Origin of the sequence: Allobosea sp. TAB14 (genome assembly GCF_052113865.1) — a bacterium.
In the GTDB taxonomy this organism is placed as follows: domain Bacteria; phylum Pseudomonadota; class Alphaproteobacteria; order Rhizobiales; family Beijerinckiaceae; genus Allobosea; species Allobosea spartocytisi.
This window is the reverse complement of sequence record NZ_JBFRDQ010000039.1, coordinates 1-21,892: the sequence shown is the minus strand read 5'-3', so window position 1 is coordinate 21,892 and position 21,892 is coordinate 1. Positions and strand designations below refer to the sequence as shown.

At 67.1% G+C, this 21,892-nt stretch carries 19 protein-coding genes and 2 pseudogenes; 10 read left to right on the top strand and 11 right to left on the bottom strand.

Going from position 1 to position 21,892, the window contains the following annotated elements; all coding sequences use genetic code 11:
- Positions 1–47: 47 nt before the first annotated feature.
- The 5 genes from AB4Y99_RS08175 to AB4Y99_RS08155 all read right to left on the bottom strand — a co-directional run bounded on the left by AB4Y99_RS08175 (position 48) and on the right by AB4Y99_RS08155 (position 6,618).
- Complete coding sequence (locus AB4Y99_RS08175) at positions 48–1,649, bottom strand: peptide ABC transporter substrate-binding protein (protein WP_441522961.1); 1,602 nt, start codon at positions 1,647–1,649, stop codon at positions 48–50.
- A 104-nt stretch (positions 1,650–1,753) separates the two neighbouring features.
- A complete protein-coding gene (locus tag AB4Y99_RS08170) occupies positions 1,754–2,878 on the bottom strand; it encodes an alpha/beta hydrolase family protein (protein WP_441522960.1) in 1,125 nt (374 codons plus the stop codon).
- Positions 2,879–2,908: 30 nt separating this feature from the next.
- A complete protein-coding gene (locus tag AB4Y99_RS08165) occupies positions 2,909–5,212 on the bottom strand; it encodes an NADP-dependent malic enzyme (RefSeq protein WP_441522959.1) in 2,304 nt (767 codons plus the stop codon).
- Positions 5,213–5,501: 289 nt separating this feature from the next.
- Positions 5,502–5,738 (bottom strand): Lrp/AsnC ligand binding domain-containing protein, encoded by a 237-nt coding sequence (locus AB4Y99_RS08160; protein ID WP_038361355.1) that lies wholly within the window; start codon positions 5,736–5,738, stop codon positions 5,502–5,504.
- A gap of 52 nt (positions 5,739–5,790) precedes the next feature.
- A complete protein-coding gene (locus AB4Y99_RS08155) occupies positions 5,791–6,618 on the bottom strand; it encodes an alpha/beta hydrolase (RefSeq protein WP_441522958.1) in 828 nt (275 codons plus the stop codon).
- A 117-nt stretch (positions 6,619–6,735) separates the two neighbouring features.
- Between AB4Y99_RS08155 and AB4Y99_RS08150 the strand changes: the two genes are divergently transcribed.
- Positions 6,736–7,734: an asparaginase gene (locus AB4Y99_RS08150; protein ID WP_441522957.1), complete on the top strand. Its 999-nt coding sequence runs from the start codon at positions 6,736–6,738 to the stop codon at positions 7,732–7,734.
- A gap of 92 nt (positions 7,735–7,826) precedes the next feature.
- Here the strand turns inward: AB4Y99_RS08150 and AB4Y99_RS08145 are convergent, their stop codons facing one another.
- The 3 genes from AB4Y99_RS08145 to meaB all read right to left on the bottom strand — a co-directional run bounded on the left by AB4Y99_RS08145 (position 7,827) and on the right by meaB (position 10,890).
- On the bottom strand, positions 7,827–9,197 hold the full coding sequence (locus tag AB4Y99_RS08145) for a TIGR03808 family TAT-translocated repetitive protein (protein WP_441522956.1): 1,371 nt from the start codon (positions 9,195–9,197) through the stop codon (positions 7,827–7,829).
- A gap of 66 nt (positions 9,198–9,263) precedes the next feature.
- Positions 9,264–9,896: a pyroglutamyl-peptidase I family protein gene (locus AB4Y99_RS08140; protein ID WP_441522955.1), complete on the bottom strand. Its 633-nt coding sequence runs from the start codon at positions 9,894–9,896 to the stop codon at positions 9,264–9,266.
- 7 nt (positions 9,897–9,903) lie between these two features.
- Positions 9,904–10,890, bottom strand: a complete 987-nt coding sequence (meaB, locus tag AB4Y99_RS08135) for a methylmalonyl Co-A mutase-associated GTPase MeaB (protein ID WP_112763404.1) — start codon at positions 10,888–10,890, stop codon at positions 9,904–9,906.
- Between the two features lie 130 nt (positions 10,891–11,020).
- On the opposite strand from meaB, the gene AB4Y99_RS08130 reads away from it, so the two are divergent.
- The 3 genes from AB4Y99_RS08130 (at position 11,021) to AB4Y99_RS08120 (ending at position 14,280) form a co-directional block, all read left to right on the top strand.
- Complete coding sequence (locus AB4Y99_RS08130; RefSeq protein WP_185747785.1) at positions 11,021–12,169, top strand: alpha/beta hydrolase; 1,149 nt, start codon at positions 11,021–11,023, stop codon at positions 12,167–12,169.
- A 209-nt stretch (positions 12,170–12,378) separates the two neighbouring features.
- On the top strand, positions 12,379–13,386 hold the full coding sequence (locus AB4Y99_RS08125; protein ID WP_038361362.1) for an alpha/beta hydrolase: 1,008 nt from the start codon (positions 12,379–12,381) through the stop codon (positions 13,384–13,386).
- A complete protein-coding gene (locus AB4Y99_RS08120) occupies positions 13,387–14,280 on the top strand; it encodes an alpha/beta hydrolase family protein (protein WP_441522954.1) in 894 nt (297 codons plus the stop codon). It abuts the gene before it with no gap.
- 7 nt (positions 14,281–14,287) lie between these two features.
- Here the strand turns inward: AB4Y99_RS08120 and AB4Y99_RS08115 are convergent, their stop codons facing one another.
- Positions 14,288–14,758 carry an Lrp/AsnC family transcriptional regulator gene (locus tag AB4Y99_RS08115; protein ID WP_038361367.1) on the bottom strand — a complete coding sequence of 157 codons (471 nt, stop codon included), beginning with the start codon at positions 14,756–14,758 and terminating at the stop codon, positions 14,288–14,290.
- 126 nt (positions 14,759–14,884) lie between these two features.
- Here AB4Y99_RS08115 and AB4Y99_RS08110 point away from each other — a divergent pair, with 126 nt between their 5' ends.
- Positions 14,885–16,168, top strand: coding sequence for a cystathionine gamma-synthase family protein (locus AB4Y99_RS08110; RefSeq protein WP_441522953.1), 1,284 nt, complete (start codon positions 14,885–14,887; stop codon positions 16,166–16,168).
- A gap of 9 nt (positions 16,169–16,177) precedes the next feature.
- Here AB4Y99_RS08110 and AB4Y99_RS08105 read toward each other — a convergent pair.
- Positions 16,178–16,883, bottom strand: a pseudogene (locus AB4Y99_RS08105) (DUF3750 domain-containing protein).
- 195 nt (positions 16,884–17,078) lie between these two features.
- Between AB4Y99_RS08105 and AB4Y99_RS08100 the strand changes: the two are divergent.
- The 5 genes from AB4Y99_RS08100 (at position 17,079) to AB4Y99_RS08080 (ending at position 21,584) form a co-directional block, all read left to right on the top strand.
- Positions 17,079–18,191: a polyamine ABC transporter substrate-binding protein gene (locus AB4Y99_RS08100; protein ID WP_441522952.1), complete on the top strand. Its 1,113-nt coding sequence runs from the start codon at positions 17,079–17,081 to the stop codon at positions 18,189–18,191.
- A gap of 10 nt (positions 18,192–18,201) precedes the next feature.
- A complete protein-coding gene (locus AB4Y99_RS08095) occupies positions 18,202–19,386 on the top strand; it encodes an ABC transporter ATP-binding protein (protein WP_441522951.1) in 1,185 nt (394 codons plus the stop codon).
- A complete protein-coding gene (locus AB4Y99_RS08090) occupies positions 19,383–20,285 on the top strand; it encodes an ABC transporter permease (protein ID WP_441522950.1) in 903 nt (300 codons plus the stop codon). Before AB4Y99_RS08095 ends, AB4Y99_RS08090 begins: the two co-directional genes overlap by 4 nt.
- Positions 20,282–21,070 (top strand): ABC transporter permease, encoded by a 789-nt coding sequence (locus AB4Y99_RS08085; protein ID WP_441522949.1) that lies wholly within the window; start codon positions 20,282–20,284, stop codon positions 21,068–21,070. The genes AB4Y99_RS08090 and AB4Y99_RS08085 overlap by 4 nt, the downstream gene beginning before the upstream one ends.
- Positions 21,071–21,311: 241 nt before the next feature.
- Positions 21,312–21,584, top strand: coding sequence for a hypothetical protein (locus AB4Y99_RS08080; RefSeq protein WP_112763413.1), 273 nt, complete (start codon positions 21,312–21,314; stop codon positions 21,582–21,584).
- A 72-nt stretch (positions 21,585–21,656) separates the two neighbouring features.
- Here AB4Y99_RS08080 and AB4Y99_RS08075 read toward each other — a convergent pair.
- Positions 21,657–21,892: pseudogene (locus AB4Y99_RS08075) on the bottom strand (methylmalonyl-CoA mutase); the annotation flags it as partial.

The following is a 21,892-nucleotide window of genomic DNA, read 5'->3' as shown; positions in this document are numbered from 1 at the left end:
AGCGATAAGGGCGGATTGCCGCCCGGCGCCGCTTGCAGGGCGCAGGCTCAGGCTTTCAGGCTCAGAAACCGTGTCGGGATCGCGCCGCGCAGGTTCTGCCCGAAGCCGGCGAGCTTCGGCGAGACGAGATTCTTCGTCGAATAGTGCAGCACCGGAATCCAGGGCTGCTCGGTGGTGACGATGCTGTCGGCCTCGCGCAGGATCGCGGCACGCCTGGCGATGTCGAGTTCGTCGGCGGCGAGCTTCATCAGCGCGTCGAAGCGGGGATTGGCGTATTTGCCGATGTTGAAGCCGGCATTGTCGCTCTGGAATAGGAACAGGAAGTTCTGCGGGTCGGAATAGTCGCCGATCCAGCCATAGCGGGCGACGTCGAAATCGCCGCCGTCGCGCAGATAGGCGAAATGCGTGCGGAAATCCGTCTCGACGAAGCGCGTCTCGACGCCGATGGCGTGCCATTGCTCCGCGATCGCCTCGGCGGTGTGCCGGTTGTTGTCGGTGGTGTTGAAGCGCAATTCGATATGGAGCGGCACGCCGTTGCCGAACCCGGCCGCGGCGAGGAGCTGCTTCGCCTCGTCCTCGCGTTCGAGCACCGATGCGTAGCGGAAATCCATCTCAGCCCGCTCACCGTAATTGCCGATATGGGGCGGGATCACGCCATAGGCCGGCAGCATCGTGCCGCCCCAGATCCGGTCGGCGATGAAATCCCGGTCGATCTGGAGGGAAAGCGCCCGCCTGACGCGAGGGTCGTCGAAAGGCTGCTTGGCCGTGTTGATGATCAGGAAATAGGTCGCGAGATAGGGGCCGATCCGCACCTGCTCGCCGAGCTTGCGGCGCAGTTCCTTGAATTGCTCGGCCGGGATGTCGGTCGTCAATTGCAGCTCGCCGGCCTGGAAGCGCCGCGCCGCCGCGATGAGGTCAGGCGCCGGATAGAAGATCACCGTATCGATCTTCACACCCGCCGCGTCGTGGAAATGCGGATTGCGGTCGAGCCGGATATGCGAGTTCGGGATGAATTCCTTGAGCCTATAGGCGCCGTTCGTGACCCAGCTTCGCGGATCGGCCGGAGCGAGCCCGGCCTTCGCGGCCGTCGCCGGATGGACCGGCAGGGCGCTCTGATGGGTCAGGAGCTCGAGCAGATAGGGCGTCGGTCGCTCCAGCTCGATCTCCAGCGTCCGCTCGTCCGGCGCCCGTACGCCGAGTTCGTCGAGCGATGAGCCTATAGCTGCCTTGTGGATCGCCTCGGCCTTGCGGATCGGATAGAGCAGGTTGGCGTATTTGGCGCCGGTCTCGGGGTCGACGATCCGCTTGAACGAATAGACGAAGTCGCTCGCTCTGAGCGGGTCGCCGTTCGACCATTTCGCGTTGGCCCGCAGGCTGAAGCGCCAGAGCTTGCCATCGGCACTGGCCGTCCAGCTCTCGGCGACGCCGGGCACGACCTCGCCCCTCATGTTGTGGATGACGAGGCCTTCGCGCAGGTCGCGCAGCAGATGCGCTTCCGCCACGGTCGAGGTCCGGTGCGGATCGAGCGTTTCCGGGTCGCCGTCATTGCCGCGGTGGAAGATCACCGACCCTTGCGCTGCCGCGGCCCGTAAAGTCGCGAGCAGGGCGGCGAAGGCGAAGGGAGCGTGGCGGCGGGTGACGTCGAGCAAATCAGCCTCCCCTGGCGCCGGGCACCGGCGCGAGCGCTGCCCGACTCAGGAGATTAGAACGCGACGCGTCCCGCCTGCCAAGCGGGAAGGAGACCCCCGCGTCGTCAGCGCGCTCCGGTGGCGCGATTGTTCTCGAAGACGACGGCGCAATCCTCGGCCTTCTTGCGGCATGCGGTCAGTGCGGTCTGGCGCGCCTGCTCCAGATCTTTCTCGCCGTACCGGTAGTTGAATGTTTTGCTGGCCTTGCTGAAAGCCATCGCCTTGTCGCCGGGCGCGCTGAAGTAATCCTCGAATGTGCGGGCGCCCTTTTCGAGGCCGAGGCGCTCGAATTCCGCTTGCGGACGCCCGGTAGGCAGCGTCGGCAGCTTCCATGCGCGAAGCGAGGCATCCATCTCCCGAAGCCAGGCGAAACGGGCCTGGTTGTTCTGGAGAATCGCATGGCCGCCTGGCTTGATCTCCGGCAGCGTGATCAGGCGCACGTTCCCGCCACGGTCGAGCGCAGCGGCGCGCATGCGGTCGACGAGGGGTGGCGGGAAGAGTTCGTCGTTGGCGGCATAGACCCAGAGCTGCGGCACGGTCTCCTGCCAGGGCCAGTGCCGGACGGTCTCGACGAGCGCGTCGCGGCCTTTCTCGACGCATTCGTCGAAGTTCAGGCCGCCGGCGACGTTGATCACCGCCTTCAGGCCTGGGGGCTTGCGTTGGGCCAGCGCCATGATCGCCGCGCCGCCGGCGGATTCGCCGAGTGCGATGATCCGATCGGGATCGACATCGGGGCGTTCTCGCAGCGTCTCGAGCGCCGCCTCGAGCTCCTTCGCCTCGCTGTCGAAACGCCCCGTCATATCGGGTAATCCGCAGCCCGCCCCTTCACCGGAAAAGGGGCCGTCCGATTGGCCGAAGCCGCGGCGGATGACGATAGCGGCCATCCAGCCACGGCGGGCGAGATCCCGCGCGATCGACTTATATTGGACGGCGTGCAGGTCGCCCATCCGGGAACCCGTCGCCGATTTGCCGTGCGTGATCAGTGCGAGCGGCAGCCGGCCCTCGATCCCCTCAGGGCGGATGATCAGCGACTCCAGACGGATCTCGCGGCCGTCGATGCGGGCCCGGAGAAAGCCGTTATCCTCGCGAAACGGCTCCTGCGCGCCTGCCGGCATCGTCGCCGCCAGCCAGAAGGCGCCCGCGAGCGCAAGCGCTCCTGACCGGAGTGCGGCTCCGATAGTGGCTACCATGCCCGACAGCTCCAGCCGATCCGGTGTCTGCTAGGGAGTGGCGGCTACCGCGGCCGCGCGCTCCTGCGCCTCGACCACSGCCACGGCCGTCATGTTGACGACGCCGCGYGCGGTGACCGARCCGGTSAGGATATGCGCGGGCTTCGCCGTGCCCATCAGGATCGGCCCGACCGGCAGTGCGTCCGCCATCACCTTGGCGAACTGATAGGAGATGTTCGCCGCGTCGAGATTGGGGAAGATCAGGACGTTGGCCACGTCCTTCAGCGTCGAGGAAGGCAGGACGCGCTCGCGGATCATCGGCACCAGCGCGGTGTCGGCCTCCATCTCGCCGTCGCATTCGAGGTTGGGCGCGCGCTCGCGGATCAGCTTCAGCGCCTTGCGCATCTTGAGCGAGCTCGGCGTGTCGGCGGCGCCGAAATCGGAATGCGACAGTAGCGCGATCTTCGGCTCCAGGCCGAAGCGCTGGACATGGCTCGCCGCCAGCACGGTCATGTCGGCGATCTCCTCCGCCGTCGGATCGTGCTTCACATGGGTGTCGCCGAGGAAGAAGGCGCCCTTGTTGGTGATGATCAGCGTCATCGCCGCGAGGTCGCAGACACCCGGCGCCAGCCCTATGATGTCCTTGATGTGCCGCAGTCGCGACATGAACCGGCCTTCGAGGCCGCTGATCATCGCATCCGCCTCGCCGCGCGCCACGGCCAGCGCCGCGATCACGGTGTTGTTGGTGCGCACCAGCGCGCGCGCCGCATCGGGCGTGATGCCGCGCCGGCCGGCGATGTCGAGATAGGTCTGGACGTAGTCGCGATAGCGCGGATCGTCCTCCGGGTTCACGATCTCGAAATCGACGCCGGGCTTCAGCGACAGGCCGAAGCGCTGGATGCGCGTCTCGATCACGCTGGGGCGGCCGATCAGGATCGGGATGGCGAGCCCTTCCTCCAGCGCGACCTGGGCGGCGCGGAGCACGCGCTCATCCTCGCCCTCGGCATAGATCACGCGCTTGGGGTCGGCCTTGGCCTGCTGGAACAGCGGCTTCATCAGGAAGCCCGAGCGGAAGACGAAGCGCGAGAGCTGCTCGCGATAGGCCTCGATGTCGACCAGCGGCTTGCGCGCGACGCCCGTCGCCATGGCGGCTTCGGCCACGGCCGGGGCGATGCGCATGATCAGGCGCGGATCGAAGGGATTCGGGATCAGCGATGTCGCGCCGAAGGTCGAGGTCTCCCCGCCATAGGCGCGTGCAGCCACATCCGAGGACGCCTCGCGGGCGAGCGCGGCGATAGCGCGCACGGCCGCGAGCTTCATCGCTTCGTTGATCGTCGTCGCCTGCACGTCGAGCGCGCCGCGGAAGATRTASGGGAAGCACAGGACATTGTTGACCTGGTTCGGATAGTCCGAGCGGCCGGTGCAGATCATCGCATCGGGGCGCACGGCCAGCGCATCCTCCGGCGTGATCTCGGGATTGGGGTTGGCGAGCGCCAGGATCAGCGGCTTCGGCGCCATGCGCTTGGCCATCTCCGGCTTCAGCACGCCCGCGGCGGAGAGGCCGAGGAAGATGTCGGCATCGCCGATGACGTCGTTCAGCGTGCGGGCGTCGGTCTTCTGCGCATAGACCTCCTTCCAGCGGTCCATCAGCGTGTTGCGGCCCTCATAGACCACGCCTTCCAGGTCCGTGATCCAGATGTTCTTGCGCTGCGCGCCGAGTTCCACCAGCAGGTTGGTGCAGGCGAGCGCCGCCGCGCCGGCGCCCGAGACGACGATCTTGACGTCGGCGATCTTCTTGGCGGCGAGGTCGAGTCCGTTCAGCACCGCCGCGCCGACGATGATCGCCGTGCCGTGCTGGTCGTCATGGAAGACGGGGATCTTCATCCGGGCCTTGAGCTGCTCCTCGATCTCGAAGCACTCCGGACCCTTGATGTCCTCGAGATTGATGCCGCCGAAGGTCGGTTCCAGCGCSGCRACSACMTCGACGAATTTCTCGATGTTCTTCTGSTCGACCTCGATGTCGAARCAGTCGATSCCGGCGAATTTCTTGAACAGGACCGCCTTGCCCTCCATCACCGGCTTSGASGCSAGCGGSCCGATATCGCCGAGGCCGAGCACGGCGGTGCCGTTGGTGATGACGGCGACGAGGTTCTGGCGCGAGGTGAGCTCGGCCGCTTCCGACGGATCGTCGACGATCGCCTCGCAGGCGGCGGCGACGCCGGGCGAATAGGCGAGTGCGAGGTCGCGCTGGTTGCCGAGCGGCTTGGTCGCCTGGATCTCGAGCTTACCGGGCCGCGGCTGGCGGTGATAGACGAGCGCGCCCGAGCGCAGATCTGTGGAGAGCGTGCTTTTCATGGCGCGATGGTCCCTGCAGTCCGAAGGATGCTGGTCGCGCGAAAGCCCCCATCCGTCAAGCCGCCGGGATGCCGCTGGCAGCTTCTCCGTGAGGGAAACGGTGCTTCGGGAGCCAGGGCCGTGCCGGTCGCATCGGCCCTTCGGTGGAAAGGGTCGCTTGAATCAGTTTGGCAAGCCGTTGAGACGGTATGCGAGGGATCACGCACAAGACGTGGAATCGATTCAGCAAATTTCCTGCTGAGTCGGAACGCGAAGCCGTAGAGACAAATCCAGGGTCGGCGCCGGCCGGTCAGAACGCCTTGAAGGTGATGATCGTGTGGGTGTCGGCGATCTCGGGGATCGACTGCACCTTCTGCGCGACGAAATGGCCGATATCGACATCGGCCGCGACGTGGAACTTGGCCAGGATGTCGTAATTGCCGGCGGTCGAGTAGATCTCGGAGGCGATCTCGCGATCGGCCAGTTCGCTGGCGACCTCATAGGTCTTGCCGAGCTTGCATTTGATCTCGACGAAGAAGGTCTGCATCRCGCGCTCCGAAACTCTCTGCGGACTGGATAGAACTCCCAGTGCCCCGAGATCAAGCGCCGGCGAGCGCCGCGATCCGCCGCGTCATCGGATTGTCGGGGTCGGTGAGGCCGTCGATGACGGTGAAATGGTTCGCGCCTTCGATCTCCTCATAGCGCGTCTGCACGCCTTCCAGCCCCCAGACATCGACGAGGCGGCGGCTCTGCTTGTGGTACTCGTCGCTTTCCGCGCCGCCGACGACGGCGTCCATCGTCAGCCGCGACGGTGCTGGCCAGAACAGCGGGCTCTCCCGCTCCGCCGCCTCCATGTCGAGGCCGAGCGCGGTGTTGATGCTGGTCTCGGTCAGGGGTTTCAGGTTGTAGAGTCCCGAGATGCCATAGGCGGCCGGCACCAGCCGGTCGGGCAGGTCGGAACCGACATTGTGCCAGTTGGTCGCCAGCGTGCAGGCCGAGAGATGGCCGCCCGCCGAATGCCCGGTCGCGACCACCGGCAGGCCGAAGCGTCGCCACAGCGCGGCGGCCGCCTGCTGCAATTCCCAGACGATATGGCCGAGATGGACCTGCGGGCAGAGGTCGTAGCCGACGACGGCGACGGGCAGGCCCAGCCGGTTCAGCCCGCGCGCCATATGCGAGAAGAAGCTGCGGTCGAGCGCCTGCCAGTAGCCGCCATGGATGAACATGACGAGCGCGTTGCCGCGTACCGTCTCGGGCTTGAAGATATCGTAGAGCTGGCGCTCGCCGGCGCCGTAGGAGATGCCGAGCTCGCATAGCGCGGTGGCGCGGTAGGCGGCGGCGTCTTCCTGCCAGCCGGCGATGATGCCGGGATGCTCGGGCACCCGGGCGCGGTTGTTGTATTCGGCTTCGTAGTCGGGGGGCGTCATGGTCTGGTCCATGGTTCGCACCGTGGCAGCAGCGAAGCTTTTTCGCCACTGCTTTTGACAGCCCGGGCGGCCGGCGGCAAAAGCGATGCGCCCATCGATTGGGCACTGGAGGTCGCCATGGAAAACCCTGTCCTCGCCGAAGTCACGCGCGGCAACACCGTCGAATCGCGCCATCGCGGTGCGGCGATCGTCATTGATGCCGAGGGCGGCGTGGTGTTCTCCGCCGGGGATGTCGAGCGCCCCGTCTTCCCGCGCTCGGCCGTCAAGGCGATTCAGGGCCTGCCATTGATCGAGAGCGGCGCCGCCGACCGCTGCGGGCTGACCGAGGCGGAGATCGCGCTTGCCGTCTCCTCGCATTCCGGCGAGCCGCTCCACGCCGAGACCTCGCTGGCCATGCTGAAGAAGGCCGGCCGCGATGCCGGCTGCCTCGAATGCGGCGCGCATTGGCCGATGGGCGAGGCTGCGGCGCGCGCCCTGGCCAAATCGGGCGCCGAGCCCAGCGCGCTCAACAACAACTGCTCCGGCAAGCATGCCGGCTTCGTCTGCCTCTCCTGCGCGCTGGACGAGGATCCCGCCGGCTATGTGAAGCAGGGTCATGCGGTCCAGCAGGCCGTGCGCGGCGCCCTTGAAGAGGTGACCGGCGCCGAGCATTCCAGCGACCGCATGGGCATCGACGGTTGCTCGATCCCCTCCTATGCCGTGCCGCTCAAGGCGCTGGCGCTCGGCTTCGCCCGGCTCGGCACCGGTCACGGCTTCGGCCCGGAGCGCGCCAGGGCAGCCGCCCGCATCCGTGCCGCTGCGGCGGCGCATCCCTTCATGGTGGCGGGCACCGACCGTTTCGACACAAGGCTGATGAGCCTGCTCGGCGCGCGTGCCTTCACCAAGACCGGGGCCGAGGGCGTCTACTGCGCGGCCCTGCCGGAGCTGGGCTATGGCATCGCGCTCAAATGCGACGATGGCGCCGGGCGTGCCGCCGAGGTCGCGCTGGCGGCGCTGATCGGTCGCTTCCTGCCGATGGATGAATCGACGCAAGTGGCCTTCGCGCCGCTGCGAGAGGCCGTGCTGAAGAATTGGAACGGCATCGAGGTCGGCCGGGTGAGGGCGCCGGCTGGCTAAGGCCGGTCGTTTTTCCACGGAAGCGCGGGTCGTCCCGGGCGGAGCGAAGCGAAGACCCGGGATAACCGGGTTCCTTCGAAAAGGCGGCGATCCTAACTGACCGCGTTGTTCTCGACCCTGATGCCGGCCGCCCGCGCATCGGGAGCCTTCGTCAGGTCGCCGGTGACCGGCTTGCCGTATTCGCTGCCGATCACGGCGCCGTTCCGTGCCTCGGCGATGAGGTTGTTGGCGATCAGCGCATTGCGCTCCTTCGGCACCAGCGAGATCGAGATGCCGATACCGGTCTTGCGGATGATGTTGCCGGTGGCGGCGAGATTGCGCATGCCCCAGGACCAGCCCAGCGAGATGCCGGTCTCGCTGGCGTTCTCGATGACGTTGCCGGTGACGGCGGCTTCCGCCTCGACATGGACGCCGATGCCGCCGACGGGCCCCTTGCCGTTCGGCGCGACCGCCTTCCGGGCGTTGCGGACGATGTTGTTGGCGAAGACGGCGAGCCGCCCGCCATGGTCGAGATTGGTGATGTTGGCGCCCTGCGCGCAATCCTCGATCAGGTTGTTCGCCATGATCGCGCCCTCGAAGGCGAATTCGGAATAGAGCCCGGCCTCCCCGCAGCGCCGCCCCTGATTGCCGAGGATCTGCACGCCCGAACCGGAATTGTTGCGGATGAAGGTCATGGCGCAGTCGCGGAGCTGGTTGCCTTCGATGATGACGCCGCCCGCGCGATAGAGGCTGATGCCGTTGCCGTTCTGCCCGTCGCCGCCAGCATCGGCTCGGATGCGCTCGACGCGGTTGCCGCGCAAGATCGAGCGGTCGTCTCCGGCCTCGCTGCGCCAGATCTGGATGCCGTTATTGCCGCAATCGGCGACGGCATTGCCGTCGATCGTCAGCCCGCGCGAATCCAGCGAGAACAGCGCGGCGTCGCGCATCTTGCGGAAGCTGCTCGCCGTGATGCGCCCGCCGCAGCGGTTCAGCGTCAAGCCGACGGAGCCGGCGTTGGCGAAGGCGAGTTCGGCAATCGCGATCTCGCCGACGGCATCCGCCGCGAGCAGGGCGGAGCGTTGCGGCGAGGGGATGTCGAGCCCGTCGAGCACGAGGCCGGAAAGGCTTGCGCGGGAGATGTTGCTCGCCGTCAGGACAGRCCCGCCATCGGCCGTCACCAGCCTTGTCGCCTCCGATACGCCGATCAGGCGCGTGCCCTCGGGCAAGGCGACCCGGCTGACGCGATAGCGGCCGGGCGGCAGCAGCAGCGGGGCGGAACGGCGGGCCGCCTCGCTAAGCGCGGCCCGAAGGCGCTGCGACTGGTCGTCGGTGGCGCCCGGACGCAGGCCGAATTGCGTGGCATCGAGGCCGAGCTGGCCGAGCGGCGTCGGCGCGGCACCGCGCTGCTGCGCCTGCGCGGGCAGATGCGCCGCGATGGGACTGAGAAGGCCGCCAGCCAAGAGGCAGCGCCGGGAAAGGGTCATGACATCTCCTGTGCCGCTTCCCTCGATCAAGCTCCGTGCCAGCGCCGCTGTGCCGTTTCGGGACCGTCAGCGACCTGTGATCGCGAGATCGCGTCCGATCGCCGCCAGCGCTGCGGTCAATCCCTCCGTCCGCGGTCGAAAGCCCGCGACGCGCTTGGTTGGGCGGCTGCCGGCTGCCGGGCGCAGCCAGGGAACATGCACGAACAAGACGGGCCGTCCCGCCATCGCGGCGTGGCGCAACGCGGTGGCATAGCTGGCATCGCAGAGATAGCGCCCGGCCGAGGGCGAGGGCCGGCTGGCGATCGCATGCCGGCGCAGATGGGCGAGCGCGCCCTGGGGACGCCCGGTGGTTCGCGTAGGCAAGGCAGGGCGGCCGCCCGTCGCGGCACCGGTGGCGGCGCGCCCGGTGACGTCGGGATGGAGCGAGCTGGAGCGGCCGCGTGCGAAAAGCTCGATCCGGACATGGCGGGCGCGGGCGGCGAGGCCGAGCATCAGCAGCGCTCTTGGCCTGGTCGTCTCGATCTCCTGCGCAAGTGCCGGCAGGCCGGCGGCATAGCTGGTCTCGAGCACGAGGCTGCGCACGCGCAGGCCCGAATGCCGCAGCCGCGCGGCGATGGCGCCTGCAAGTCGCGTCGTCGGATTGACCCGGACGCCCGGAAACGGGCCGAACCCGGTGACCAGCAGGTCGATGCGCTGCATGTCGCCCTCACAATCCCAAGGCCTGGGCGATCTCGTCGGCCGCGAGCGTCGGCGCCAGCTCGCCCGCCGCGACCGCCGCTTCGAGTGCCGGCGTGCGCGCCTTCAGCGCCGGATCGTGCCGGAGCCTGGCTTGCAGCCGGTCCTGCACCATCGCCCACATCCATTTCACGTCCTGCCGCCGGCGCCTCTCGGTGATCAGCCCCTTTGCCTCGAAGCGGTGATGATGGTCCTCGATCTTGCTCCAGAGCGCATCGAGCCCTTCCCCGGTCAGGCCGGAGATGGTGACGACCGGAGTCGACCAGAGCGGCGAGGCCGGCGCGAGAATATGCAGCGCCGCCTTGTACTGCGCCGCAGCCGCCCGCGCCGCGGTCGCGCCGGCGCCATCGGCCTTGTTGACCGCGATCATGTCGGCGAGCTCGACGATGCCTTTCTTGATGCCCTGCAATTCGTCGCCGGCATTGGGCAGCATCAGCACGAGGAAGAAATCGGTGAGGTCGGCGACAGCCGTCTCCGACTGGCCGACGCCGACCGTCTCGACCAGGATGACGTCGAAGCCCGCCGCCTCGCAGAGCAGCATCGTCTCGCGCGTCTTGGCCGCGACGCCGCCGAGCGTGCCGGAGGAGGGGGAGGGGCGGATATAGGCGTTCGGGTCGACGGAAAGCCGCGCCATCCGCGTCTTGTCGCCGAGGATCGAGCCGCCGGTGCGGGTCGAGGAGGGGTCGACCGCGAGCACCGCGACCTTGTGGCCCTTCTCCGTCAGTTGGCTGCCGAGCGCGTCGATGGCGGTGGACTTGCCGACGCCGGGCACACCGGTGATCCCGACCCGGATGGCCCGGCCCGTTTGGGGCAGCAGCCGCTGGATCAGCGCCCGGGCCTGCTCGCGATGGTCGGCCCGCCGCGATTCGGTGAGCGTGATCGCGCGCGCCAGTGCGGCGCGCTCGCCGGCCAGAATGGCGTCGGCCAGCGTTTCGATGCGGGAGGCGAGGTCGACCATCGCGCCAGTTAGCAAGCCGGCGGAGCCGGCGGCAAGGCGCCTTGCCGCATCGCGCGTCGTGACCCTGTCACATGCGCATCTTGAACATTCGCCGGTTCGGTGACACGACAAGGCGATGATCGGCGTGGCGATGCGGCTTCCTGTCTTGATTCTGGCGTTGCTCGCGCCGTTGATGCTGGCTGCCTGCGGCACGCCGCGCGTGCTGGAACTGAGCCAGGCGCCCCGGCAGGACATCGCCGGAAAGGTCGAGATCTACGTCGCCACCACCCGTGAAGCCTCGGCGGCGCCGGTCTATTTCGACGGCGAGCGCGCCCCGAAGCTGGCCTTCGCCAAGCTCGAGATCACCGTGCCGCGCAGCCACAAGCCGGGCGAGCTCGAACTCCCCGATTCCGGCCCGGGCGATCCGGCCAAGCATTTCACCGCGACCAATATCGAGCGTCTTGATCTCGCGCCGGTCGTCGCCGATGTCCGCCGGGAGATCATGCGCCGCCCGGCCGGCCAGCGCGATGTGCTGGTCTTCGTCCACGGTTACAACACCAATTTCGCCGACGCCGTCTATCGCTTCGCCCAGATCGTCTACGATTCCGGCTTCAAGGGCGTGCCGGTGCTGTTCTCCTGGCCCTCGCGCGGCCAGCTCCTCGCCTACCCCTACGACCGCGAAAGCGCCTATTACTCGCGCGACTTCCTCGAAGCGAACCTACGCGGCATCACCCGGGATATCGGCCCGGGGCGGATGGACATCCTCGCCCATTCGATGGGCACGATCCTGACGCTCGAAACCTTGCGCCAGGCGGCGATACGCGGCGACGGCGCCTTCGGCGGCAAGCTGCGCGACGTGATGCTCGCCGCGCCCGATGTCGATCTCGACGTATTCAAGACCCTGATGAATGTGATCCGGCGGCCGGTGACGGTCTTCGTCTCCGCCGATGACCGGGCGCTCGATTTTTCCCGCCGCTTCGCCGGCGACAAGACCCGGCTGGGCGCTGTCTCCACCAAGGATGCGCCGACGATCGCCGAGCTGGAGAAGCTTGGCGTACATATCATCGACCTCTCGGAGGTGTCTTCGGGCGACAGCCTGAACCACGCCAAGTTCGCTTCCTCGCCGAAGGTCGTGCAGCTCATCGGCGAAAGGTTGCGACAGGACAAGGGCATCGGCTTCGCCGGCCCGCAACTGGGCGACCGTCTGGGCGACATCGCCGGCGGGGTGGTCGGCACGGTCGGCTCGACCGTCGGGCTGGTGGTGACGGCGCCCGTCACGATCATCTCCGGCGGCCGCTGACGCCTCGTCGGCTGGGCCCGAGGGCCACGAGCCCTCCTTGCGAGGAGCGCCGGCAACGAGGCGATGACGGGCGGATGTGACCGTGGAGGCACGGGCTGCCGGCATTTCGGGTTTTCCCGGCGTTTCGCCCCATTCTGGCCGCGTTAGCCTGTCCTTAAGACCGGATCATCCAGATCGGCCCCTCTCGATTGTCCCGGATATCCGCTCCCATGCCTGTCACAAGGCGCGACTTTTCACGCTTCTCTCTGGCCTTCGCCTCGCTCCTTCCGCTCGGGCTCACGGCCTGCGCGCAAAGCGAGGCGACCGTCTCGCCCTTCTCCGTGCCGGAGCGGGCGGATTTGTCGGCGCTCGGCAAGGATCCGGCCCTGCTGGTGATGACGACGCGTCGGTCTGTCGGCAACGTGGCGCCCTATTTCGGGTCGGATCGCGGGCCGCTGACCTTTGCGGTGGCGAGGCTCTCGCCGCCGGGGCGCGGCATCGCAGGGCGTGTCTCCTCGGCGGTGAGCGGCGACTGGGCGGTCCTCGGGATCGAACGCGAAACCACGACCGATGCCGCGCGTGTGTTCTCGAATGCGGCGAATGGCGGCGATGTGCTGCTCTATGTCCATGGCTACAACGAGACCTTCGAGTCCGCCGCCCGCAGCGCCGGGCAGCTTTCGCATTCGCTCAAGTTCCAGGGGCGCACGGCGCTCTTCACCTGGCCTTCGGGCGGCAAGCTGCTCGACTATGCCTATGATCGCGAAAGCGCGCTCTGGTCGCGCGACGGCTTCGTAGAGACCTTGCAGGCGCTGGTCGCGAACCCCACGATCGGGCGCATCCACATCGTGGCCCATTCCATGGGCACCTTCCTGACGCTGGAAGGCCTGCGCGAGCTGCGCGATTCGCCTGATGTCTACGCGCGGATCGGCTCGGTGGTGCTCGCCTCGCCAGATGTCGATATCGACGCCTTCGAGCAGACGGTGAAGCGGATCGCGCCGCTGGCGAAGCGCATGACGGTCATCATCGATCCCGGCGACCGGGCGCTCGCGGTTTCCGCCCGCATCGCTGGCGGCGTGGCACGCGCGGGCGCGGCCGACCGGGAGCGCCTCGATGCGCTGGGCGTCCGCGTCGCCGACACGGCCGGGCGCGGCTGGAGCCTGCTCAGGCACGACCTCTTCCTCTCGGATAGCGAGGTCACGCAGGTCGTGCGCCGCGCCATGGATCGCGGCGAGAGCTGAATGCGGGTTTCCAGAGGCCTCGGCGCGGTTCTAATCGGTTTCGCCGCGTGGCTCGGACCAGCGGCGGCGATGGCGGCGACGCCGGGGCCATTCGCCGAGGTGGGACGCGGCGAATGGACGCTCGACGATCCCGTCTGGAAGGCCATCGACGTCGAGACCTATACGCCGGCGGCATGCGCGGCCAAATCCTGCCCGCTGGTGATCGTGATCCACGGCGCCGGCCGAAACGCGGCGAATTCGCGCAATTATTGGATCGAGGCCGCCGACCGCTATGGCGTCCTCATCGCCGCGCCGCGCTTCGACAAGACCCGTTTTCCCGGCCGGCTTTTCCAGCAGGGCGCCGTGCGCGGACAGCCGGACCGGTCGAAATGGACCTTCGGCGTCGTCGAAAGACTGTTCGATGCGGCGCGCGCTGCCGGTCGCGCGTCAGGCACGAGCTACAGGCTCTTCGGGCATTCGGCCGGCGGCCAGTTCGTGCACCGGATGGCGCTGCTCATGCCCGAGGCCCGCTTCTCGCGGGCCGTCGTGGCGAATGCCGGCTATTACACCCGTCCTCTCGATGCTGCCGCCGCCGGGGGCTTCGCCTATCCCTATTCGCTGGGCGGAACGCCTGCGACCGACGCCACCTTGCGAGCCGCGCTCGGCAAGCAGGTCACGGTCATGCTGGGCGCCCGCGACACGAATCCGGAACACCGGGAGCTCAACAGATCGGCCGGCGCCGAGGAGCAGGGAGCAACCCGGTTAGCACGCGGTCAGCATTTCATGGCCGATATCCGTGCCGTTGCCGCTCGCCTCGGCGTCACCCCGCAATGGCGCGAGATCACTGTGCCCGGCGTGGCCCATCAGCAGGACCGCATGGCCCGGGCGGCAGCGCCAGAACTGCTCGGCCCCTGAGGACCATTCAGATCGGCGGCAGGCCGGAGCGCTTCTTGATCGTCGCCAGCGCGAAGTTGGATTCGACCGACTGGATGCATTTCAGCCGCGTCACCTTCTGCTTGAGGAAGCGCTCATAGCCCTCGATGCCATCGGTGACGACGCGCAGCAGATAATCCTGCGAGCCGGTCATGAGGTAGCACTCCGCCACTTCGCTCCAGCTTTCGATCGCCTTCTCGAACTCGGCGATATGCTCCTGATTCTGCTGGATCAGCCTGACCGAGACGAAGACGCTGAAGGGCAGCCCATAGGCCTTCGGATCGACGATCGCGGCATAGCCCTGGATGACGCCTGTCTCCTCCAGCCGCTTGAGGCGGCGCAGGCAGGGGGTCGGCGACAGCCCGACCTTCTGCGAGAGCTCCTGATTGGTGATCCGCCCGTCCTCCCGGAGCAGGGCGAGAATGCGGCGGTCGATCGTATCGAGCATCATATGCTCCATCCTGGCTCGTGTTGAGCAGAAACATGCAGGAAGAGCGTTAGCGCGAGTGTGACCAGCCAAGCAATCGCGTCGATGCGGGATTATTCTGGTCGCAAAGCGGCCAGGCCGGAGCCGAGGGAGAAAGCCATGAGCGCAGACAACTACCACAAGGACCGGATCGCCAACCGCAAGCTCCATCCCGAGACGCTGATGATGGGCTTCGGCTATTCGCCGGCCATGTCGGAGGGATCGCTGAAGCCGCCGGTCTTCCTGACCTCGACCTTCGTTTTCGAGAACGCTCAGCAGGGCAAGGACTTCTTCGACTTCACCTCGGGCCGGCGTCAGCCGAAGCCTGGCGAGAAGCCCGGCTTGGTCTATTCGCGCTTCAACCATCCCAATATGGAAATCCTCGAGGATCGCCTGGCGATCTGGGACGAGGCCGAGAAATGCGCCGTCTTCGCCTCGGGCATGGCCGCGATCGCGACCACCTGCTTCGCCTTCCTGCGCCCGGGCGACACGATCCTGCATTCCCGCCCGCTCTATGGCGGAACCGAGACGCTGCTGAAGAACCAGATGGGCGCCTTCGGCGTGACCCCCTTCGGCTTCACCGACGGGCTCGACATCGAGCAGATGCGCGATGTCGCGCGGGCAGCGGCGGCCAAGGGCCGCGTCGCGATGATCCTGGTCGAGACTCCGGCGAACCCCACCAACGGCCTCGTCGATCTCGCCGCCTGCAAGATGATCGCGGACGAACTGGAGAGGTCGCAGGGCCACCGCCCGCCGGTCGTCGTCGACAACACCATGCTCGGCCCGAAATACCAGAAGCCGCTGAAGCAGGGCGCCGACCTCTCGCTGCTCTCGCTGACCAAATATGTCGGCGGCCATTCCGACCTTGTCGGCGGCTCGATCAGCGGCTCCGAGGCGCTGGTGCGGCAGGTGAAGGCCTGGCGCGGCTCGCTGGGCACGCAAGCCGATCCGAATTCCTGCTGGATGCTGATGCGCTCGCTGGAGACGCTCGACATCCGCATGAGCCGCGCCAACGAGAACGCCAAGCTGGTGGCGGAGTATCTGGAGAGCCATCCGAAGGTCGCCAGGGTCCACTATCTCGGCAACCTCAAGGATGGCGATCCGCGCAAGGCCGTCTTCGACCGGCAGTGCACGGCGGCCGGCTCGACCTTCGCCTTCGACGTCAAGGGCGGCGAGAAGGAAGCCTTCGCCGTGCTCGACAATCTCCAGATCATGAAGCTCGCGGTCAGCCTCGGCGGTACCGAGACGCTGGTCTCGCATCCGGCCGCGATGACGCATTCCGGCGTGGCGCGGGAGCTGCGCGAGGAGATCGGCCTCACCGACGCCCTGATCCGCATCTCGGTCGGCATCGAGAACATCGAGGATCTGATCTCGGATCTGGCGCAGGCCTTCGAGGCGGTTTGAGGCGTTCTCTCACATCCCGACCCGTCCCCAGCCCGGCAGCTTCAGCGCCGGGCTGCGCAGGTCGAATCCCGCGACGAGGCCGAGGATGTTGACCTCGACGCCTTCGACCCAGCCGACCGTGATTCCGGCCAGCCCGTAGAGTGAGGCTTAAGAGGCCGGTCTCACGCCAGTCCTTCCCGATGGCCGTCGGCGGCAGGGCTTCGCGCAGCTCCGGCACCTCCGTCAGCACATGCTGGACGAAGCTGTTCGAGTTCGGGCCCGGCCATGCGAGATAGCTGCCCGGTTCGGCATAGGCATAGGACTGCACGGCAGCTCGGATGCGCGGAATCAGCCGCTCGGCCGCTGCTCCTCGGATTTCCGCGACAGACTCCGGCTCGTTGCCGAACCAGCGCCCATCCGCCTCGCGATGGTTGACGCGCACCGGCATGCCCCAGCCGACGACGTCGAAGCGGGTATAGGCGGAGGCATTGGCCTCCTTCACCACGATCCAGGAATGATGCGCGAAGATGCCGCGCCAGCGACCGACGCGGGCGGCGAAGATGTGCACGGTCGCTTCGGGATCGACCGACGCGGCCGGCAGGAGCTTCGCGCTTGACCAGTCGGCGCGGCGCCAGTCGGGCGCATGCGTCTGCCAGACCCACCAGCCGGCATGGGTCGCGAGCGGCAGCAGAAAGGCAAGAACGAAGAACAGCAGGAAGCGGCGGAAGAGGCGCATCCGGCACGGTATGTGCAGGACGAGGCGAACCGGCAAGAAGACGGCGGATCACGCTTGCGTCAGCCGGCCGGAACATACTGGACGGGCTTTCGGAAACGCTCTGCTGTGCGCAGGCAGCCGGCCGCGCCCGGTGGCGGTTGATGCCGGGGGGAAAGCTGGTAGCGTGCGCCCGCTTTAGCTTGATGGAGGGGCAGATTGGGTGAGACGACGAAGCGACTGAGCAAGGCCATTGCGGTCTGCGCGATCGGACTGGGACTTCTGGCCACGCCGGTGGCCGCGCAGGACAAGCAGCTCCGGATCTTCAACTGGTCCGACTATGTCGATCCCGAGGTGCTCGACGCCTTCAAGAAGGAAACCGGGATCACCGTCGTCTACGACACCTTCGACCAGATGGAGACGGTCGAGACCAAGCTTCTTGCCGGCAAGACCGGCTACGACCTGATCGTSGTCACGGCTTCCTTCCTGCCGCGCCATATCCCGCTCGRCATCTACCAGCCGATCGACAMGGCCAAGGTCCCGAACCTCAAGAATATCTGGCCCGAGATCCAGACGCGGCTCGCCAAATACGACCCCGGCAACACCTACGCCGTGAACTACATGTGGGGCACCACGGGGATCGGCTACAACACCGCCAAGATCAAGGAACGGCTCGGCCCCGACGCGGTGATCGATAGCTGGAAGATCGTCTTCGAACCCGAGCAGTTGAAGAAGCTCTCTAATTGCGGCGTCCATGTCCTCGACGCGACAGAGGAGCTGTTCCCGGCCGCCTTGCGCTATCTCGGGCTGAACCCGGATTCGAAGAACGAGGCCGATCTCAACAAGGCCGGCGAATTGCTGCGCAAGATCCGGCCCTATATCCAGAAATTCCACTCCTCCGAATACATCAACGCGCTGGCCAACGGCGATATCTGCCTCGCGGTCGGCTATTCCGGCGACATCCTCCAGGCCAAGAAGCGGGCCGAGGAGGCCAAGAACGGCGTCCAGATCGGCTATTCCATCCCGAAGGAGGGCGCGCTGATGTGGTTCGATTCCTTCGTGATCCCGAAGGACGCGGCCAATGTCGACGCGGCGCTGAAGTTCATCGACTTCGTCAACAAGCCGGAGATGGCGGCGAAGAACTCGGACTTCATCCAGTACGCCAATGGAAACATTGCTTCGAAGCCGTTCCTGTCGGCGGCCTTGCGCGACAACCCCGGCGTCTACCCGCCGGACGAGGTGATGGGGCGGCTCTACACGATCACGCCCTACGATCAGAAGTCGCAGCGGCTGGTCAACCGGCTCTGGACGCGCGTGAAGACCGGCAAGTGAGCGCGTTGAAGTGAGCGCGTTCGGACAGGGCGCGGCCACCGTGAAGAAGACCTCGCCGGGCAGCGTGCGCCGGGCCTTCCAGCCCTGGAACGACCCGGCGGCGAAGCCGCTCGTGCAATTCCAGGGCGTGACCAAGCGCTTCGGTGACGTCACGGCCGTGGGCGATCTTTCGCTCGCGCTCTACCAGCGCGAATTCTTCGCGCTCCTCGGTCCCTCCGGCTGCGGCAAGACCACGCTGATGCGCATGCTCGCCGGTTTTGAGACGCCGGATGAGGGCAGGATCCTGCTCGACGGACAGGATATCACCGCCGTGCCGCCGCATCTGCGGCCGGTCAACATGATGTTCCAGTCCTATGCGCTGTTCCCGCATCTGACCGTGTCCGGCAACATCGCCTACGGCCTGAAGCGCGAGGGCCTGGCCCGCGCCGAGATCGCCAGACGCGTCGAGGAGATGCTGGCGCTGGTCAAGCTCTCCGGCCTTGGGCAGCGCAAGCCACACCAGCTCTCCGGCGGCCAGCGYCAGCGCGTCGCGCTTGCCCGCTCGCTCGCCAAGCGGCCGAAGCTCTTGCTGCTCGACGAGCCGATGGCGGCACTCGATCGCAAATTGCGCGAGCAGACCCAGTTCGAGCTGATGGATCTTCAGAGCGAGCTCGGCCTCACCTTCATGGTCGTCACCCACGACCAGGATGAGGCGATGACCATGGCCGACCGCATGGCGGTGATGGACCATGGCAAGCTCGTCCAGATCGGGCCTCCCGACGTGATCTACGAGGCGCCGGCCAACCGCCATGTCGCGGAGTTCGTCGGCGACATCAACATCTTCGAGGGGCGGGTCGAAGCGATCGATGGCGAGTTGGTGAAGGCAGAGGTGCCGCGCGTCGGCACCGTCGAGCTCGACGAGGAGGCGCCGGCGCTGAAGGCGGGCGACGCCCTGCTGATCGGCATCCGGCCCGAGAAGATCGAGATCGCCCATGACGAGCCGGGCCAAGTCGTCAACAAGGTCGCGGGCGAGATCTGGGACATCGGCTATCTCGGCGATTTCACCATGGTCCAGGTGATGATCGGCGGGGAGGGCGGTCAGCTGGTCAAGGTCGCGCTGGCCAACCGGACACGGCGGGTGGCCCGGCCTTTCGCCTGGGASGACARGGTCTGGCTSTCCTGGGATGTCGAGGCCGGCGTGGTGCTGCCGCCATGAGCGTGGTCGCTTCGCTGCAGCGGCTGCGCCGTCTTGTGGTGGCCGTGCCCTATCTCTGGCTGGCGCTGTTCTTCTTGGCTCCCTTCGCCATCGTGCTGCGTATGGCCTTCTCGCAGGCTGAGACCGCGCTCCCGCCCTATGCGCCGCATTGGGAGGGGTTCGCCCAGCTTGGCGACTTCCTGTCCCAGCTCGACCTGACGAATTTCAGCCTGCTCGGCGATGATCCGCTCTACTGGCAGAGCTACCTCTATTCCCTGCGCATCGCGGCGCTGACCACGATCTTCGCCCTCGCCATCGGCTATCCGCTCGCCTACGCCATGGCGACCGCGCCGGCGCGCTGGCGCGGCCTTCTGCTTGTCTTCGTCATCCTGCCGTTCTGGACCTCCTTCCTGATCCGCGTCTACGCYTGGATCGGMATCCTGMGGCCSGACGGGYTGCTCGACGCCGCGCTCGCCTTCCTCGGCTTCGAGGGCGAGCCGCTACGGCTGCTCAATACCGAGACGGCCGTGCTGCTCGGCATGGTCTATTCCTATCTGCCCTTCATGGTGCTGCCGCTTTTCGCCACGCTGGAAAAGCTCGACCGCAGCCTGCTCGAAGCTGCGTCCGATCTTGGCGCCACACCGATCACCGCCTTCTTCACCGTGACGCTGCCGCTCTCGCTGCCCGGTATCCTCGCTGGATCGGCACTGGTCTTCATCCCTGCCGTCGGCGAGTTCGTTATCCCCGATCTGCTCGGCGGCCCCGATACGGTGATGATCGGCAAGGTCTTGTGGAACGAGTTCTTCTCGAACCGCGACTGGCCACTGGCGTCGGCGGTCGCCGTCGTGCTGCTGATCGTGCTGGTCCTGCCGTTGGTCCTGCTCCAGCGCGCCCGGTTGAAGCGGGAGCTGGCGGCATGAAGCGCCTCGGCCCCGGCCTCATCCTGGCACTGATCCTCGGCTTCGCCTTCCTCTATCTGCCGATCGTCACGCTGATCGCCTATTCCTTCAACGCCTCGCGCCTCGTCACGGTCTGGGGTGGTTTCTCGACGCACTGGTACGGCGCGCTCATGGCGAACGAGCCGCTGCTCGATGCCGCCTGGCTCTCGATCCGGCTCGGTGTCGTCTCGGCGACATTGGCGACCATACTCGGTACGCTCGCTGCGCTGGCGCTCGCCCGGCATGGCCGCTTCTTCGGCCGCACGCTGTTTTCCGGGATGGTGCTGGCGCCTCTCGTCATGCCGGAGGTGGTGACGGGGCTTTCGCTGCTGCTGCTCTTCGTCGCCGTTGATGTCGAGCGCGGCTTCTGGACCGTGACCGTCGCGCACGCGACCTTCAGCCTCGGCTTCGCCTGCATCGTCGTGCAATCGCGGCTGGCGGGCTTCGATCGCTCGCTGGAAGAGGCGGCGCAGGATCTCGGCGCCACGCCCTTCGTCACCTTCTGGACGGTGACGCTGCCGCTGATCTGGCCGGCGGTGGCGGCGGCCTGGATGCTCGCTTTCACGCTCTCGCTCGACGATCTCGTCGTCGCGAGCTTCACCACCGGCCCCGGCGCGACCACCTTGCCGATGCGTCTCTATTCGGCGGTCAAGCTCGGAGTCTCGCCCGAGATCAACGCCGCCTGCACCATCATGATCGCCGCCGTGGCGGTCGTCGTGATCGCCGCTTCGCTCCTCCTCAAGCGCGAGCAGTTGTCCAGCGGTTAGGCTACGCTGCGATCCACCCGAACGCGCCGTCATTCCGGACAAGCTGCGAAGCAGCGCAGATCCGGAATCCATCATATGGCTCCGGCGCTCTACGATGGGTCCCGGGTCAAGCCCGGGATGACGGCGTTGGGTGCTTGGATAAACGCGGGCTGAACAGCGCCCTCAAAACCCGTTCAGGCAGGATCTGCGATGGTCCGTTCCAAGGCAGGGATCTTCCCGGCCTTGAGACAGGACAAGGACCATGTTTGGCAATCGCGCCCGGATCGGTTTCGCCGCCTTCGCACTGGGCGGCATCGCACTGACAGTCTCGACCTTTGCCGGAACGGGCAATGCCCAGGCCTTCGGCGGCCGCTACGAGCCCGCCTATGAGCGCCCCGCCTATGGCTATGGTTGGCGCCCGGCGCCGCCCGCCATGTACGGCTTCTGGGGTCAGCGCCGCTGGCATCGCTATTTCGACGGTTATGGCGGGCGGCCGATGCCGCCGCGCGAGGGCTATGGTTACGGCTGGCGGTAAGTGTCGCCCCGCTGGTCGTAAGCATGGGGCGGGCGCGGCCTTCGGGCAGCGTCCGCCTTTCTTTTCGAGACTTTACTCGGCCGCCGTCCGCTGCGCATAGCCGAGGCGCTGGTTCAGCTCCTGCAGCAGTTTTTCTGCCGCATCTGCGATGACCGTGCCGGGCGGGAAGATCGCCGACGCGCCGGCTTCGATGAGCGCGTCGAAATCCTGCGGCGGGATGACGCCGCCGACGACGATCATGATGTCGGGCCGCCCCGCCTCGGTGAGCGCGGCCTTGAGTTCCGGCACCAGCGTGAGGTGTCCCGCCG

Bases quoted from the DNA above. Each gene is read 5' to 3' on its own strand.
- AB4Y99_RS08170 (WP_441522960.1), bottom strand. From the start codon at position 2,878: ATGGTAGCCACTATCGGAGCCGCACTCCGGTCAGGAGCGCTTGCGCTC.
- AB4Y99_RS08160 (WP_038361355.1), bottom strand. From the start codon at position 5,738: ATGCAGACCTTCTTCGTCGAGATCAAATGCAAGCTCGGCAAGACCTAT.
- AB4Y99_RS08155 (WP_441522958.1), bottom strand. From the start codon at position 6,618: ATGACGCCCCCCGACTACGAAGCCGAATACAACAACCGCGCCCGGGTG.
- AB4Y99_RS08150 (WP_441522957.1), top strand. From the start codon at position 6,736: ATGGAAAACCCTGTCCTCGCCGAAGTCACGCGCGGCAACACCGTCGAA.
- AB4Y99_RS08140 (WP_441522955.1), bottom strand. From the start codon at position 9,896: ATGCAGCGCATCGACCTGCTGGTCACCGGGTTCGGCCCGTTTCCGGGC.
- meaB (WP_112763404.1), bottom strand. From the start codon at position 10,890: ATGGTCGACCTCGCCTCCCGCATCGAAACGCTGGCCGACGCCATTCTG.
- AB4Y99_RS08130 (WP_185747785.1), top strand. From the start codon at position 11,021: ATGCGGCTTCCTGTCTTGATTCTGGCGTTGCTCGCGCCGTTGATGCTG.
- AB4Y99_RS08125 (WP_038361362.1), top strand. From the start codon at position 12,379: ATGCCTGTCACAAGGCGCGACTTTTCACGCTTCTCTCTGGCCTTCGCC.
- AB4Y99_RS08120 (WP_441522954.1), top strand. From the start codon at position 13,387: ATGCGGGTTTCCAGAGGCCTCGGCGCGGTTCTAATCGGTTTCGCCGCG.
- AB4Y99_RS08115 (WP_038361367.1), bottom strand. From the start codon at position 14,758: ATGGAGCATATGATGCTCGATACGATCGACCGCCGCATTCTCGCCCTG.
- AB4Y99_RS08110 (WP_441522953.1), top strand. From the start codon at position 14,885: ATGAGCGCAGACAACTACCACAAGGACCGGATCGCCAACCGCAAGCTC.
- AB4Y99_RS08085 (WP_441522949.1), top strand. From the start codon at position 20,282: ATGAAGCGCCTCGGCCCCGGCCTCATCCTGGCACTGATCCTCGGCTTC.
- AB4Y99_RS08080 (WP_112763413.1), top strand. From the start codon at position 21,312: ATGTTTGGCAATCGCGCCCGGATCGGTTTCGCCGCCTTCGCACTGGGC.